Raw genomic sequence first — 15,013 nt, 5'->3', positions numbered from 1 at the left:
ACGCTAGCGGAAACGAGCCGCTTTACAAGGCGGAATGCGGCCTTTCCCCGGCAGGCAAGGGCATGTACCAACCTCGCCATGTCCACGCATCACGAGAGCGCTCCACCCTTGCCGGAACCCGACACCCCCTCGCAAGCCTCGCGGACAAGGGCGACGACAGTGCCCCTGATCCGGCAACGCAAGCGCGAGGGGCGGACCGAAACGCCCATCGTCATGCTCACCGCCTACACGGCGCGTCAGGCAGAACTGCTCGACCCGCATTGCGACATGCTGCTGGTCGGGGACTCGCTGGCGCAGGTGATCTACGGCCTGCCGTCGACAATCCCGGTCACCCTCGAGATGATGGCGGCGCACGGAGCAGCGGTGGTGCGCGGCGCGCGGCACGCCCTCGTGGTCGTCGACATGCCGTTCGGCAGCTACGAGGGCGCCCCCCAGCAGGCCTTCGCCAGCGCGGCGTCGCTGCTGAAACAGACAGGGGCGGGCGCCGTGAAGCTGGAAGGCGGTGCCGCCATGGCGGACACGGTCGCGTTTCTGGTGGCGCGCGGCATCCCCGTGATGGGGCATGTGGGTCTGACGCCTCAGGCGGTCAACGTGCTGGGCGGCTACGGCGCGCGCGGGAAATCGGATGCCGAGGCCGAGAAGATCCTCGCCGACGCCACCGCACTCGAAGCCGCGGGGGCGTTTTCCGTTGTGTGCGAAGGCGTGGTCGAGCCGATTGCCGTCACGCTGACCGACAGGCTTGCCATTCCGGTCATCGGCATCGGCGCCTCGAACCACTGCGATGGGCAGGTGCTCGTGACGGACGACATGCTCGGCATGTTCGACCGTGTGCCCCGCTTTGTCGAGCGGTTCGCCAACCTCGCCGAGGAGGTCGGCACGGCCGCGCGCACCTATGCAGCGGCTGTCCGGAACCGCTCCTTCCCCTCGGCAGGGCATGTGTACCGGACCACCGCCTGAACGCGCCTGACCGCCGGGTTCAAGACGGCGGCGCGTTGCCTGCGTGCGGCAGCGACCGCTGGAGGCAGTCGGATCGCTCGCAGCGGCGGCATCCCAGGCCTGCAGGCGTGATTTCCGGCGGCAAGAGTTGGGGCGACAGTTCTTTCGCAAACCGGCTCTCCAGCCCCAGCACCACCGCCTGCGCGCCTCCGGGAAGGTGCTCCTCGCCTTCCGCGACGCTGAAGATCACCCAGTCGGACGGATGCACGCCGGAAAGGTTCACCCGCTGACCCAGCAACCTTCCCCGGCTGCGCCAGCTCTGGTGAACGACCCACAGCGGACAGCGCGGTTCGGTTTCGATGAAGGTCGCCGCGCTCGCGCCGGCGATCGCCTTCGACCACTGGCCGGCCGCATCGACGCGGCCCATGAAGAACGGCAGGCCCGCCTCCCCCACCCGCTGCAGCGAGGACAGGCGCAGTGCAAGAGCGGAAAACGGTACGCCGAAGCGCCGTTGAAGAACCCGCAGATCGTAACTCACCGCGTCCGCGGCTCTCAAAAAGCGGCGGTAAGGCATCAGCAACGCCGCAGCGAAGTAATGTTCGAGATGCCGCAGGAATGCTGCGTGCTCCATGCTCGCGGGATCAAGCTCGGCTCCCCGCGCGAGAGACATCATCGCCGGCCCGTGCTCGATGCGGCCGATTGCCCTGGCGACCTCCACCAGGCGCTCTTCGGGGCCCAGCAGCTCGCTCACCTGGAGCTGCCGCGCATGCAGATCCAGCCGGCCGACCGCCCCCGCCATCACCTCGTGAGGCAGGATCCTGACCAGCAGATGATGGGTCTGCCGCAGATGATCGAGCAAGGCGCCCATCGGGTCGCTGCGGGACATGCGCAGCGCATCGGCCAGCCGCTCGGCCGCATCGTCGAGGGCGGGAAAATGATTGCGCCAGCGGGCGACGGCCGGTGGGCGGCCTCCCGGCGCCTGCTCCGACAAGGAAGGAAGAGGCCCCGCGTCGAACAGGCGCGCGAAGGCAGCCGCAAGGCCCGGCGAGGCGGCGACGCAATCCTCGATCTCGCTGCGGTCGAGAGCGAGATCGGCGAACCGCGGATCGGCCAGCCGCCGCGCCAGTCCGTCGACGCCGCCGAAGTCGCCCTGCCCTTCGAGAAGCGAGGTGTCGAAGCCGAACTCGGCCGCGAGTTGCATCAGGACACGCGTGCTCAGGGGACGCTGGTTGCGTTCGAGGAGGTTGAGATAGCTGGTCGAAATGTCGAGCCGCGCGGCAAGCGCGGCCTGCGTCAGGCGTTCCTTCCGCCGGAGCCGACGGAGCGCGCCGCCCACATAAACTGGCACGAGCCTTATCCCCCGTTCACAACATTACCACCTTGGATATCACCTTGTATGAGTTTTCACTAAAATTCTTTTCATCCTCGCCTGACGTCGTGCCGTGATCCGGTCATTGAGTGGTCCAACGCGAAAAAAGAGGGACGGCAATGACGTACAACGAGATGGTCGAGCGCGCGCGGGCGGATATCGGATCCGTGCACGGAAAGGCGGCCGAGGCTGAACACGTGGCGCGGATGCGGCTGCAGAACCGCTTCCGCTGCGGCCTGGACATCGCGCGCCATACTGCGGGCGTGATGCGGCGAGACATGGACGCGTATGACGCCGATCCGGCGAAATACACGCAGTCGCTCGGCTGCTGGCACGGCTTCATCGCGCAGCAGAAGCTGATCGCGATCAAGAAGCATTTCGGATCCACCAGGGGGCGGTATGTCTATCTGTCAGGATGGATGATCGCGGCGTTGCGCAGCGAGTTCGGTCCGCTGCCGGACCAGTCGATGCACGAGAAGACGGCCGTCCCGGCGCTGATCGAGGAGATCTACACCTTCCTCCGCCAGGCGGACGCGCGCGAGCTTGGCGGATTGTTCCGCGAGCTTGATGCCGCCAGAAGCCGCGGAGACGAGCTGGAGGCGCGCCGCATCGAGCAGCGGATCGACTCCTTCGAGACCCACGTCGTGCCCTTAATCGCCGACATCGACGCCGGGTTCGGCAATGCGGAAGCCACATACCTGCTGACCAAAAAGATGATCGAGGCGGGCGCCTGCGCCATTCAGATCGAGAACCAGGTGTCGGACGAGAAGCAGTGCGGCCATCAGGATGGCAAGGTGACCGTTCCGCACGAGGATTTCCTGCAGAAGATCCGAGCTGTCCGCCACGCGTTTCTGGAGCTTGGGGTCGACAACGGGATCATCGTCGCGCGCACCGACAGCCTTGGAGCCGGTCTGACGAAGCAGATCGCCTACAGCGAGGCACCTGGCGATCTTGGCGACCGCTACAACAGCTTCCTCGACTGCGAGGAGGTGGACGTGGGATCGCTCGGCAACAACGAAGTGCTGATCTCCCGGAACGGGCGGCTGGTGCGGCCCAAGCGGCTGCGCTCGAACCTGTTCCAGTTCCGCGAGGGCACGGGCGAGGACCGCTGCGTTCTGGACTGCATCACGTCCTTGCAGAACGGCGCCGACCTCATCTGGATCGAGACGGAGAAGCCGCACATCGGCCAGATCGGCGGCATGGTGAAGCGGATCCGCGAGGTGATCCCCAACGCGAAGCTGGTCTACAACAATTCACCCAGCTTCAACTGGACTCTGAACTTCCGCCAACAGGTCTTTGATCTGTGGAAGGATGAAGGCCGCGACGTGTCGGACTATGACCGCAGCCGCCTGATGAGCGCCGAGTATGACGAGACGGCGCTTGCGCGTGAGGCGGACGCGCGCATCCGATCCTTCCAGGCCGACGCCGCGCGCGAGGCCGGTGTCTTCCATCACCTGATCACGCTGCCGACCTATCACACCGCCGCGCTCAGCACCGACAATCTCGCGGCGCGCTATTTCGGGGGTGACGGCATGCTGGGCTACGTCCGCGACGTGCAGCGGGCGGAAATCCGGCAGGGCATCGCCTGTGTGCGGCACCAGAACATGGCCGGGTCGGACATCGGCGACGATCACAAGGAATACTTTGCCGGCGAGGCTGCCCTCAAGGCCGGTGGCGCGGCCAACACCATGAACCAGTTCGCGGCTGCCTGAGGAGAAACACCATGGCCACCGACCACGACCAGCCGGGCACGAGCGAGCCGGGCCGCGCCCGGGCACTGTTCTCGACCGCCGACTTCCGGCTGCTGCGGACAGCGCTGACCGCCTATGCCCGCCAGACGGACGACCGCGACGAGCTCGCCCGCATCAACGCCCTTCACCACCGCCTCGGAACGTACGTTCCGGGCGACGAATGATCCTGCTTTCTCCTGGGGAGGAGAACCGCGCCGCCGGAAGCTTGTGCTTCCGGCGGCGTTTGCCCTGAGGAGCGGAGAACCCGTTCAGCCTTTCGGCATCAGCCGTATCGACGCGGCTGCCAGCGCCTCGGCCGCGGTGGCGATGACCTTTTCGGCATCCGGGGCCCAGAAGGGGGAGTGCAGCGAGGGCAGTTCCACCTCGCCCGCCTGTGCCTTCTGCCACTGGTCGGCCGGCACGCCGCCAACCCAGAAGATCAGCGACTTCAACCGGTCGGGATCGGCGCGCCGGAACCGGCCGAAATCCTCGCCGCCCATGACGGCCGGCACGGCGATCACCCGTTCGGCGCCGAACTGCTCGCGCAGCCCGGCCATGACCTCCTCGGTGAAATCGACGTCGTTGAAGGTCGCCGGAGTGTAGGGTTCCTGCACCGTGACCAGAGGCATCCGGTCCTCGGGCAGGCCCGCCGCGATCGCCTCTCCCCGCGCGATCCTCTCGATCCCGCGCAGCAACTGAGCGCGGGTCCCGTCGGAATAGGAACGGACCGTGAGTTGCAGCCGCGCCTCGTCGGGGATGATGTTGTGCTTCGCCCCGGCCTGGAAGCTTCCCACCGTGACGACGGCCGGATCGGACGGCGCGATTTCCCGGCTGACGAGCGTCTGCAGCCGCATGACGGTGGACGCCGCCAGAACTACCGGATCCCTGGTCGTGTGGGGATAGGCCCCGTGCCCGCCCACCCCGCGAATGACGAGGTCGACGCTGTCCACATTGGCCAATGCGTATCCCGCGGAGTAGCCGATCATACCGGCTTCGAACTGGGCGGCATCGTGGAAGGCAAGCGCAAAATCGGGCCGCGGGAAGCGGGTGAACAGCCCGTCCTCCAGCATGGCCAGCGCGCCCTCGCCCGTTTCCTCGGCCGGCTGGAGGATCATGACCAGCGTGCCGCTCCAATCCTGCCGGCGCGCGGCCATGATCTGCGCGGTGCCCAGCCAGGCCGCCATGTGGGTGTCGTGGCCGCACGCGTGCATGACGCCGCTGGTCGCGCCATTGGCGAGCGTCGCCGTGCGCGTGCTCGCATAGGGCAGTCCCGTCTGCTCGGTCACGGGCAGCCCGTCCATGTCGGCCCTCACCATCACGGTCGGTCCTGGCCCGTTGCGCAGGACCGCGACCACGCCGGTGCGTCCGACCTTCTCCGTCACCTCGAAGCCGAGCGCGCGCGCGCGGGCGGCGAGCTTGGCTGCCGTCTCGAACTCCTGGAAGCTCAATTCGGGATTGGCGTGGAGGTCGCGATAGACCTCCATCAACTCGGGCATGCGCGCGGTCACATCCTGTCTCAGCGTGTTTGCCGCCGACGGGGCGGTGACAATCGCGGCGAGCGCCGCCGCTCCGAGAACCCTGATCATGCTCGCGCTCCTCTCCACCTGTTGTGCAAGCATACGCGATCGTGCGCGGCAGAAAAGCGCCGGCATCAGCGGCACCGCCAGCGCCTGCGCGGGAACGTGCCTACATCAGCATCTCGATCGCGACGCAGGTGGCAAGGCCGACGATGATGTTCATCGGGACGCCGATCTTGAGGAAATCGGCGAACCGGTAATTTGCCGCTCCGTAAACGAGCGTGTTCGTCTGATAGCCGATGGGCGTGGCGAAGCTGGCGCTGGCGCCGAACATGACCGCCACCACCAGCGCGCGCGGGTCCATCCCCGCCGCCTCGGCCAGACCGATCGCGATGGGCGTGACGATCACCGCCACCGCGTTGTTGGTGACGGTTTCCGTCAGCAGGCTGGTCACGGCATAGACCGCGATCAGCAGGAGGAGCGGCGACGCTGCGCCAAGCAGGGGCGCGACTGCGGCGACGAGGAGGTCGACCGTCCCCGCATTCTCCAGACCTCGCCCGACGGCAAGCATCCCGAAGATCAGCACCAGCGTGTTGCCGTCGATGGAGGACCATGCCTCCTCCGGCTCGAGGCAGCGGGTCAGCAGGACCAGCCCCACCCCGGCGAGCGCCAGCACCTCGATCGGCAAGCCCAGCATCGCCGCCCCCGCGACAACCCCGGCAAGCGTCAGAATGGCGATCGGCGCGCGGGCACGCCGGAACGCGCGCACCTTCGCTCCGCCCACGTCGGCCAGATTGACGTTCGTGCGCAGCGCCAGCGCCGCGTCGTTGCCGGCCGCGATCAGCAGGCGGTCGCCGGCGCGCACGCGCACATTGGCGAGGTCCGGGCCGGCCACGTGACGGGGCCGCGACAGCCCGAGCACGCGCACCCGGATGCGCGACAGCAGCGGGATCTCGGCGAGGCGCCGCCCGATGACGGGGTGCGAGGGCGAGATGACGGCCTGCACCAGCTGCAGATCGGCCGGGCGGCGCGGCCCGGCGGTGACGACGCCGCCGCCCACGCTCGCCAGGCCCGTGCGGAAGTCGGGCGCCTCCGCGAGCGAGGCGAGTTCGGTCGGGTTGGCAGCAACGACAAGCTGGTCGCCTGCGGCAAGCACCCACTCTCCGAGGTCACGCCGGGTCTTTGCCGTGCCGCGCTGCGCGGCGATGATCCGGATCCCGGCTCTGCGGCTGATGCCGCATTCCGCCAGTCTCTTCCCGATCAGCTTGCTGTCGGCCTCGAGCACGAGATGTGAAAGATACAGGTCGCTTTCACGCTCGTCGCTTTCCGTCGCCGCCCTCCGGTCGGGCAGCAGCAGCGGTCCAAGGACGAGCAGGACGAGAACACCCGTCGCGGCGGCGACGAAGCCGATGGGCGTGATGTCGAAGATGCCGAACGGCGCGCGGCCCTGCTCCTGCCACACGCCCGCCACCAGCAGATTGGTGGAGGTGCCGATCAGGGTCAGCGTTCCGCCGAGGATCGAGATGTAGGACAGCGGGATAAGGAGCCGGGTCGCGGCGACGTTGAGCACCCGTGCCAGACGGCGGACGATCGGGATCATGACGATCACCACCGGGGTGTTGTTCATGAACGCGGAGGCGAGCATCGTGCCTCCGGCGATTTCCCCCAGCGCCAGCCGTGGCTTGCGCATGGTGCGCCGGATCACCCACCCCGCCACTTCCTCCAGAGCGCCTGTCCGCAGCAACGCCCCCGAGAGCACGAACATGGCGCCGATCGTGATGGGGGCGGGATTGGAAAAGACGCCGAGGACGTCGGCGCGCGGCAGGAACCCCAGCGCCATCATCACCACCGTTCCCGCCACGGCCACGACGACCGGGGCAAAGCGTTCGGTGACGAAGGTGGTAAACAGGATGACAAGCACCGCAAGGCCGATTTCCGCCGACCAGGGCGCGATAGCCGCCTGCATCGCGTTCAGCATCGGCACTCGCGCCCGTCCTCCTGTCCCGCACCGGATCGCGCCGGCCGCGCGCCCCTCCCGGGGCAATGATCAGGCGGGTTGGTGGTGCCCCTGGCCAGACTCGAACTGGCACTTCCGAAGAAATTCGATTTTGAGTCGAACGCGTCTACCAATTCCACCACAGGGGCATGGACCGGATGCGGGCCGGCGCGCATCCCTAGCGTCCACGCACACCGCTCGCAAGAGCAGCACCGCGTCCCTGAGCGCGCACGGGTTCTACTTCAGCGCGGCGGCGACGATCTTATGCAGGCGCGAATGGATCGCGTCGTTGCCGGCCAGCACCTGTTCGCTGTGGATCGGTTGCGAGCGGCCGCGATAATCGGTGACGAAGCCACCCGCCTCGCGCACCAGCAGCACCCCGGCCGCCGTGTCCCAATCCGCCAGATCGCTTTCCCAGAATGCGTCGAAGCGCCCCGCCGCAACCCAGGCGAGGTCAAGCGATGCTGCACCGAAGCGGCGGATGCCGGCGACCTGCGGTCCGATGGCACCGAAGATCCGCGCCCATTCGGCAAAGTCGCCATGGCCGCCATAGGGGATGCCCGTCGCGACCAGCGCATCGCCGAGGCGAGAGCGGGCCGACACGCGCAGCCGGGCATCGTGCAGCCACGCGCCGCGGCTCTTCTCGGCCCAGAACGTCTCGTCGGTGATGGGCTGATAGACGACGGCCGCCGTAACCTCGCCCCATCCGCCGTCGGCTTTGCGCTCCTGCGCGGCGATGGAGATGGCGAAGTGGGGGATGCCGTGCAGGAAGTTGCTGGTGCCGTCGAGCGGGTCGACGATCCAGCGCGGCTTGTCGTCCTCGCCTTCGATCGTGCCCGCTTCCTCCAGCACGAAGCCCCAGCCGGGACGCGCCTGCGAAAGCTCGTCATACAGGGTGCGCTCGGCGATGCGGTCCGCCTTCGAGACGAAGTCGGCCGGACCCTTGCGGCTGACCTGCAGGTGCTCGACCTCGCCGAAGTCGCGCCTCAGCCGGCCGCCTGCCTTGCGCGCGGCGCGCTCCATGACGCGGATGATGCCCGGCAGCGCCACCATGGCCGCGCCTCAGCCTGCCTTGCCGACGTATTCGCGATCATAGACATTGACCACGATGCGCGTGCCGCTCTCGATGTGCGGCGGCACCATGACCCTGACGCCGTTCTCGAGCACGGCAGGCTTGTAGCTCGACGAGGCCGTCTGCCCCTTCACCACCGCATCGGCCTCGACGATGGTCGCCTCGACCTGTTCGGGCAGCGCCACCGAAATCGGCCGGTCCTCCCACAGCTCCAGCGTCACCTGCATCCCGTCCTCGAGAAAGGGACGCGCGTCCCCCAGCAGGTCCGCCGGAAGGGTAATCTGCTCGAAGGTGTCACCGTCCATGAAGACGAGATCGTCGCCTTCGCTGTAGAGGAACTGATAATCCTTGGTGTCGAGGCGGACGCGCTCCACGGTGTCGGCACTGCGGAAGCGGACATTGTTCTTGCGGCCGTCGATCAGGTTCTTCATCTCGACCTGCATGTATGCGCCGCCCTTGCCTGGCTGCGTATGCTGGATCTTGGCGACCTTCCAGATACCGTTCTCGTACTCGATGATGTTGCCGGGACGAATGTCGACACCGCTGATCTTCATGGGTTGGCTCCGGAAGGGAAGGAGACGGCCTTGAACCATCACATGGCCGCGCGCCGCGCGCTTTAGCGCGGCGTCCGGGATGCGGCAACCCGCCTCCCCAAGACGGGCGCATCCTGCTATAGGGCGCTGCATGACCCGAACCGATTGTCGCCACACCTGGTTCCGCTTCTCCAAGCGCCTTGCGCCCGTCATCGGCGCTTCCGTTCTCTGTGCCATGGCTCTTCCCGTAGCGGCGCAGCCCAGTGACGGACGGCTGCAGACGCTCGGTTCGGGGCAGTGGCTGTGCGGATGGCCGGGCGACGCATGGGACGCATCGTTCCGGCCGGATCCCGCGCGGCAGTTCGAGGTCACCGGCAACGCCACCTACTCCACCGCAGCGGGATCGGGCACCTACCTGCGCACCGGGGACAGCGTCGTGTTCACCAGCGGACCGCTGCAGTCGCTGCGGTTCCAGGTCGAAGGGAACCGGTTGCGGCAGTCTGGGACCGGCGCGGGAGAAAAGCCCCTCATCTGTCACCGCCGCGCGGGCGGCGATCCGCGGCGGCAATGGGCTCCGACCGGGTGAGCAGCGGATAGGGATTGATGGGCGCACCGGTCTGGTGCCACGCATCGTCCGGGTTCATCCGGTAAAGCGCAAAGTGAAGGTGCGGCGCCTCCGCCGACGCATTGCCGCTGCTTCCCACCGTTCCCAGCACAGCCCCTTGCCGCACGCGGGCACCTTCCCGAAGACCGGCGGCGTAGGCGCCAAGGTGCGCGTAGTAGGACAGCAGGCGACGGTCCGGCGACCGGATGTAGATCGTCAGGCCACCGTCATCCGACACGAACAGCTTTTCCACATCGCCGTCGGCGGCGGCCACGACCGGCGTGCCGTGCGGAGCGGCGATGTCGAGCGCATGATGGGTGCGCAAGCCGCCGCCACGCTCGTCCCCGAAGCTGTCCCGCAGATCGTCCGCCGCGATCCCGGCAACGGGGATGCGCCACGCCGATGGGGCGGACGCCGGCGCGCGCGCGCCGGGAAACGCGGCAAACGTGAAGGGCTGAGCCCCGTTCCGTTCGCCCGCGGACGGTGGCCACAGCCCTGCGGCAACGGCCACGATCCACAGGGCGGACGTCATCACCGCCGTCGTGGCGATCGTCGCCAGCCGCTCCGACAGGCGCATGCCTCTCGCCGATCCTAGGCGACGAATTCGATCTTGGTCTGCTGGCTCACCATCTGCGCCAGCCGCGCCGCATCCCAATTGGTGAGCCGGACACAGCCGTTGCTCTGTGCGCGGCCGATGGTGTGCGGCTCGGGTGTCCCGTGAATGCCGTAATGCTCCTTCGATAGGTCGATCCAGACGACACCGACCGGACTGTTCGGCCCGGGAGGGAGGCGTTGCTTATCGCCGCTGTTGGGCGCATTGCGCAGCAGCCTGGGATCATACGAATAGTCGGGATTGAAGGCGATGCCGCGAACCTCCCAGTTGCCGAGGGGCAAAGGGTCCATCTCCGAGCCTGAGCTGACGGTGAACAGGGCGATGAGACGGTTGTCGGCGTCATAGGCCTTGAGCGTGTTCTCGCTCTTGCTGACCACCACGCGCGCGGCGTCAGGCTGCTCGCTGCCGACACCCAGGGAGGCAAGCGTCGCCTGCCACTCCTCGTCCTTCACCGCTCCCGGCACGATCCGGTCGGCGCCGATGTTCGGCACCCGCACCAGCTGTCCCGGCCGGAACGCGACCGCCGGCGTGCCGGTTGCAGCCGGCTGCCCCTGTGCCGGCGGCTGAGCAGGCGCCGGTGCGGCCTGGGCACCCCCGGCCATGCCCGCCGGCTGGCCGCCGGGGTTGAGCGCCTGCAGCACCTCGACTGTGGTGTGGAACCGTTCCGCCAGACGTTCCTCGAGGCTCTCGTATCCGAGGCGTTCGAGCTGCGCCTGATCCGCAGGACTTTCAGGAAGGGCCGTGTACTGCTTCTCGCCCCAGTCCTGCGGAATGCGCACGATGCGCGTCGCGGCAAATTGCTGCCCCTGCAGCAGCGCCTGCCGCGTTGCCTCGTCAAGCTCCCCCGTCTGCGGCAAGCCGCGCGACTCCTGGAATCCGCGCAGCGCATTGCGGGTGGACAGGCCCATCTCGCCATCAATCACGCCGGGACCAAAGCCCAAGCGGTCGAGCGTGACCTGAGCCTGCATCATCGGTCGCGCTTCGACATCCGCGACATCCGGAATGCTGCTGTCGCGGAAACCGTAATCGCCCGACTTCATCGAGTCGGCCAGATTGTCCTGCGGTGCAGGCGCCGCGGCCTGCTGCGAGGCGGTGTCCTGCTGTTGTCCGTCAGTGCCGCTGAAGCCACATCCCCCAAGCGCCAGCGCCAGCAACGACGCGGCCACCATCGATCTTCTCATCCTGTTCCAGACCCTTGTGCTTTTCCTCACCTGGGCACTCAACCCCCGACATCCGCCGGATGTTCCATGGCCATCGCGGTACGGAAGTCCGCGACGGCCGCGGCAACGTCCGGAGCGCTCCACACCGAGTGCGAAACGGCGAGGAAGTCCGCTCCCGCCGCCACCAGCGGGCCGCAATTCGCCGGCGTGATCCCGCCGATGGCGACGCAGGGCAGCTCGAACAGACGGCTCCACCAGTCAAGGATGGCCGGCTCGGCCCGGTGTTCGCTTGCCTTGGTGCGGCTCGGGAAGAAGCTTCCGAAGGCGACGTAGTCGGCACCCTGCTCTCCGGCGTCCATGGCAAGGTGGCGCGAGCCGTGGCAGGTCACGCCGATCTGCGCCCGCGGACCCAGAAGCGCGCGTGCGCTGCGCACGTCGCCATCCCCCTGCCCCAGATGAACTCCATCCGCTCCGAGACGGTGCGCAAGCGTCGGAGAGTCGTTCACGATGAAGGCGCAGTCATGCGCCCGGCACAGATCCAGCAGCGGCGCCGCAAGCTGCGCAGCCTGCTCATCGTCCAGTCCCTTCACCCGGAACTGGAAAGCCGTGACCAGCCCTGCTCCGCTGGAAAGCGCCTGTTCGAGACGCGCGGGAAATTCGCCCGCGACCTCCTGCGGTGAGACGAGGTAGAGCTGACAGGGTATGCGAGGAGCGTCAACCATGCGGCCGGCACCGGCGGTGTGAAGGACAATGACGGTGCCGCCGGTCAGGCGGGCACGCTCGCCCGGGCGATGTCATCGATCACGGCCCCCAGCACCCGGTCGAACTCGGCATCGCTCATGTCGACCCGCAGCTCCTCGAGCAGCGCGCGGCTGAAGCTTGCGATCATGCCGTCATTGCGGGCGAGCTCCCGGCAGGCGTCCGCGCGGCTGTAGCCACCGGACAGCGCCACCACGCGCAGAACCCTGGGATCGTTGATCAGCGGGGCGTAGAGGTTCGCCTCGACCGGGATGGTCAGCTTCAGCATGATCTGCTGCCCCGACGGCACGCGCTCAAGCTCCGCCTGCAGCGCGTCGCGCAGCAGCGTCTCGGCAGCGGCACGGGATTCGCTCTTCAGCGACACTTCCGGCTCGAGGATCGGCACCAGGCCGTGACTGAGGATCTCGAGACCCACGTCCATCTGCTGGCGCGCATTGGCGGCAATGCCCGCCTCGTTCGCCTCGTGGATGACGGAGCGCATCTTGGTGCCGAACACCCCGAGTTCGCGGGCGCGGGCGCACATCGCGGCCAGCGCCGGCATTGGCTTCATCAGTTGGGCGCCGTCGCGCGCCTCCTCCATGCCCTGATCCACCTTGAGGAACGGGACCACCCCATGATCGGCGAGGTAACGTGGCACCGGCGTGCCATCCGCGAGGCAGCCGTTCATCGTCCGCTCGAACAGGATCGCGCCGATGATCCCGCCTTTGGTGAAGCTCGGCGAAGTGATGATGCGGCAGCGCATGTCGTGGATCCTAGCGAACATCTCCTCGTCGCCCGACCAGTCGGCATCGCTGATGCCATAACCCTGCAAGGCCTTGGGCGTCGAGCCTCCCGACTGGTCCAGCGCCGCTATGAACCCGCGGCCCGTGGCGATGCGCTGCTTCATCTCGTCAAAGGTCATCTGCGTCTCCGGCGTTGCTGCTGCCGCCCTTGCGGCTCGCGGGCCGGATAGCCCTGGCAGCAGGCCGCGGCAACAGCACAGCGGACCCCCTGTCGCACAATGACGCGTTCGCGTACCGGTCGCGGGCTGCGCTTGCGGTCAGCGCACCTTGCGGATGATGCCGCTGAAGCTGAGCACCGGTTCGGCGTCGGCGGTTGCGATCCCGCGCACGTAGATTGTCTTGCCACCCGCGCGTGTGACTTCGCCCGTCGCTTCGATCCGCTGACCCGCGCGGGCGGGGGCGAGGAAATCGGCCGAAAGGTTCATGGTCACACCCTGCTGTCCGCCAAGCGCGTCCGTCGCGATGGCGAAGAGGGCGAAGTCGGCGAAGGTGAGCAGGCACCCGCCATGGACGAAACCGCCGCCGTTCAGATGCTCGGGCCCGGCCAGAAAGGCGCAGATCCGCCGCCCCTGCGCATCGGCGCGTTGGTAGAAAGGTCCGGCGCGCTGCTCGAAGGCGTCGCTTGCCCAGGTGGACCAGCCCGCCCACTCCCCGTGCGGGATCACCGCGGGCGCCGGTCCGCCGGGCGCCTGCGCTTCGCTCATGCCTCGAGCGCTGCAACGCCCGGCAGGCGCCTGCCTTCCATCCACTCGAGAAACGCTCCTCCCGCTGTCGAGACGTAAGTGAAGGCGTCGGCCACTCCGGCGTGGGCGAGCGCAGCGACCGTGTCGCCGCCACCGGCCACCGAGATCAGCGAACCGTCCTGGGTCAGGGCTGCCGCCATTCGCGCTAGGGCCACCGTGCCGGCGTCGAAGGGTTCGAGCTCGAACGCACCCATCGGGCCGTTCCAGACAAGCGTGCGGCAGGTTTTCAGCACATCCCCCAGCGCCTCGGCCGCTTGAGGCCCGATGTCGAGGATCATCTCGTCCGCCCCGAGCTCGTGCACATTGCAGATGCGCAGGCTCTCGGGCCGGGCGGCGAATTCCCGCGCGACCTGCACGTCATAGGGGAGATGGACGGTGCAGCCTGCCTGTTCGGCCGTGTTGAGGATCGCGTTGGCCGTCTCGATCATCTCGTGTTCGCACAGCGAGGCGCCGACATTCACGCCGCGCGCGGCAAGGAAGGTGTTGGCCATCCCGCCGCCGATCACGAGATGCTGGACCTTCCCGACGAGGTTCTGCAGCACCGCCAGCTTGGTCGACACCTTCGCGCCGCCCACCACCGCCACCACCGGCGGCTGCGGCGAGCCAAGCGCCTGTTCGAGCGCGGCGAGCTCCCGTTCCATGGCCCGACCGGCGTAAGCCGGCAGCAGATGGGCCAGCCCTTCCGTGGAGGCATGAGCGCGGTGCGCCGCGCTGAACGCATCGTTGACGTAGAAGTCGCCATGCTCGGCCATCGCCGCCGCGAAGGCGGGGTCGTTCGCCTCCTCGCCCGGCCAGAAGCGCACATTGTCGAGCAGGCCGATGTCGCCGGGTCGCAGGATGCCGATCGCCTGCGCCACGACGGGTCCGCTCACCTCGGGGATGAACATGACCTCCCGCTGCAGGACGCGCTCCAGATCACCCTGCACGAGGCTCGTCGAGAGTGTGGAGTGCCGCTTCCCCTTCGGACGCCCGAAATGGGCCAGCAGCAGCACCTTGGCACCGCGCTCGCTCAGCTCCAGGATTGTCGGGCGGACGGCTTCGACCCGGCTGACATCGCTGGCGCGCCCCTCCTGCATCGGCAGGTTCAGGTCGACCCGCACGAGCGCGACCTGCCCGGTAAGGTTGGCGGGCAGGTCATCAAGGGTCTTGAAACGGGTCACGGCGTTCATCCGAAGCTGAGTTGCGTCCTGGGTGCTCGC

At 67.8% G+C, this 15,013-nt stretch carries 15 protein-coding genes and 1 tRNA gene; 4 read left to right on the top strand and 12 right to left on the bottom strand.

Annotated features, from left to right (window positions below):
* Positions 1-78 precede the first annotated feature (78 nt).
* On the top strand, positions 79-957 hold the full coding sequence (panB, locus tag ETO60_RS06150; protein ID WP_130003770.1) for a 3-methyl-2-oxobutanoate hydroxymethyltransferase: 879 nt from the start codon (positions 79-81) through the stop codon (positions 955-957).
* Between the two features lie 19 nt (positions 958-976).
* Here panB and ETO60_RS06145 read toward each other — a convergent pair whose 3' ends face one another.
* Positions 977-2,284: a helix-turn-helix domain-containing protein gene (locus ETO60_RS06145; RefSeq protein WP_234026360.1), complete on the bottom strand. Its 1,308-nt coding sequence runs from the start codon at positions 2,282-2,284 to the stop codon at positions 977-979.
* A 155-nt stretch (positions 2,285-2,439) separates the two neighbouring features.
* Between ETO60_RS06145 and ETO60_RS06140 the strand changes: the two genes are divergently transcribed.
* Positions 2,440-4,017 carry an isocitrate lyase gene (locus tag ETO60_RS06140; protein WP_390612689.1) on the top strand — a complete coding sequence of 526 codons (1,578 nt, stop codon included), beginning with the start codon at positions 2,440-2,442 and terminating at the stop codon, positions 4,015-4,017.
* An 11-nt stretch (positions 4,018-4,028) separates the two neighbouring features.
* Positions 4,029-4,220, top strand: a complete 192-nt coding sequence (locus tag ETO60_RS06135) for a hypothetical protein (protein WP_130003764.1) — start codon at positions 4,029-4,031, stop codon at positions 4,218-4,220.
* A gap of 84 nt (positions 4,221-4,304) precedes the next feature.
* Here the strand turns inward: ETO60_RS06135 and ETO60_RS06130 are convergent, their stop codons facing one another.
* The 5 genes from ETO60_RS06130 to efp all read right to left on the bottom strand — a co-directional run bounded on the left by ETO60_RS06130 (position 4,305) and on the right by efp (position 9,174).
* Positions 4,305-5,621 carry an amidohydrolase gene (locus tag ETO60_RS06130; RefSeq protein WP_130003762.1) on the bottom strand — a complete coding sequence of 439 codons (1,317 nt, stop codon included), beginning with the start codon at positions 5,619-5,621 and terminating at the stop codon, positions 4,305-4,307.
* A 100-nt stretch (positions 5,622-5,721) separates the two neighbouring features.
* Positions 5,722-7,530: an SLC13 family permease gene (locus ETO60_RS06125; protein ID WP_130004601.1), complete on the bottom strand. Its 1,809-nt coding sequence runs from the start codon at positions 7,528-7,530 to the stop codon at positions 5,722-5,724.
* Positions 7,531-7,612: 82 nt separating this feature from the next.
* A tRNA-Leu gene (locus ETO60_RS06120) sits at positions 7,613-7,697 on the bottom strand.
* A gap of 88 nt (positions 7,698-7,785) precedes the next feature.
* Positions 7,786-8,601, bottom strand: a complete 816-nt coding sequence (locus ETO60_RS06115) for an inositol monophosphatase family protein (RefSeq protein WP_130003760.1) — start codon at positions 8,599-8,601, stop codon at positions 7,786-7,788.
* A 9-nt stretch (positions 8,602-8,610) separates the two neighbouring features.
* Positions 8,611-9,174 carry an elongation factor P gene (gene efp, locus ETO60_RS06110; RefSeq protein ID WP_130003758.1) on the bottom strand — a complete coding sequence of 188 codons (564 nt, stop codon included), beginning with the start codon at positions 9,172-9,174 and terminating at the stop codon, positions 8,611-8,613.
* A gap of 214 nt (positions 9,175-9,388) precedes the next feature.
* Between efp and ETO60_RS06105 the strand changes: the two genes are divergently transcribed.
* On the top strand, positions 9,389-9,739 hold the full coding sequence (locus ETO60_RS06105) for a hypothetical protein (protein ID WP_130003756.1): 351 nt from the start codon (positions 9,389-9,391) through the stop codon (positions 9,737-9,739).
* Here the strand turns inward: ETO60_RS06105 and ETO60_RS06100 are convergent.
* From ETO60_RS06100 to ETO60_RS06075, 6 genes are all read right to left on the bottom strand, one after another.
* Positions 9,681-10,334 carry a M23 family metallopeptidase gene (locus ETO60_RS06100; RefSeq protein WP_165362129.1) on the bottom strand — a complete coding sequence of 218 codons (654 nt, stop codon included), beginning with the start codon at positions 10,332-10,334 and terminating at the stop codon, positions 9,681-9,683. The two genes, ETO60_RS06105 and ETO60_RS06100, sit on opposite strands and share 59 nt — an antisense overlap.
* A gap of 14 nt (positions 10,335-10,348) precedes the next feature.
* Positions 10,349-11,551 (bottom strand): L,D-transpeptidase family protein, encoded by a 1,203-nt coding sequence (locus ETO60_RS06095; protein WP_130003754.1) that lies wholly within the window; start codon positions 11,549-11,551, stop codon positions 10,349-10,351.
* Positions 11,552-11,589: 38 nt separating this feature from the next.
* Complete coding sequence (thiE, locus tag ETO60_RS06090) at positions 11,590-12,252, bottom strand: thiamine phosphate synthase (protein ID WP_130003752.1); 663 nt, start codon at positions 12,250-12,252, stop codon at positions 11,590-11,592.
* Between the two features lie 44 nt (positions 12,253-12,296).
* Positions 12,297-13,190 (bottom strand): fructose bisphosphate aldolase, encoded by an 894-nt coding sequence (locus tag ETO60_RS06085; protein ID WP_130003750.1) that lies wholly within the window; start codon positions 13,188-13,190, stop codon positions 12,297-12,299.
* 138 nt (positions 13,191-13,328) lie between these two features.
* Entirely contained in the window at positions 13,329-13,775 is a 447-nt protein-coding gene (locus tag ETO60_RS06080; RefSeq protein ID WP_130003748.1) for a PaaI family thioesterase, read from the bottom strand.
* The gene (locus ETO60_RS06075; protein WP_130003747.1) at positions 13,772-14,974 is read right to left on the bottom strand and encodes a phosphoglycerate kinase; all 1,203 of its coding nucleotides are present in this window, start codon (positions 14,972-14,974) and stop codon (positions 13,772-13,774) included. Before ETO60_RS06075 ends, ETO60_RS06080 begins: the two co-directional genes overlap by 4 nt.
* Positions 14,975-15,013: the final 39 nt, after the last annotated feature.

Origin of the sequence: Qipengyuania thermophila, assembly GCF_004153605.1 — a bacterium.
In the GTDB taxonomy this organism is placed as follows: Bacteria; Pseudomonadota; Alphaproteobacteria; order Sphingomonadales; family Sphingomonadaceae; genus Qipengyuania_B; species Qipengyuania_B thermophila.
This window is presented reverse-complemented; position numbering and strand designations above follow the sequence as displayed.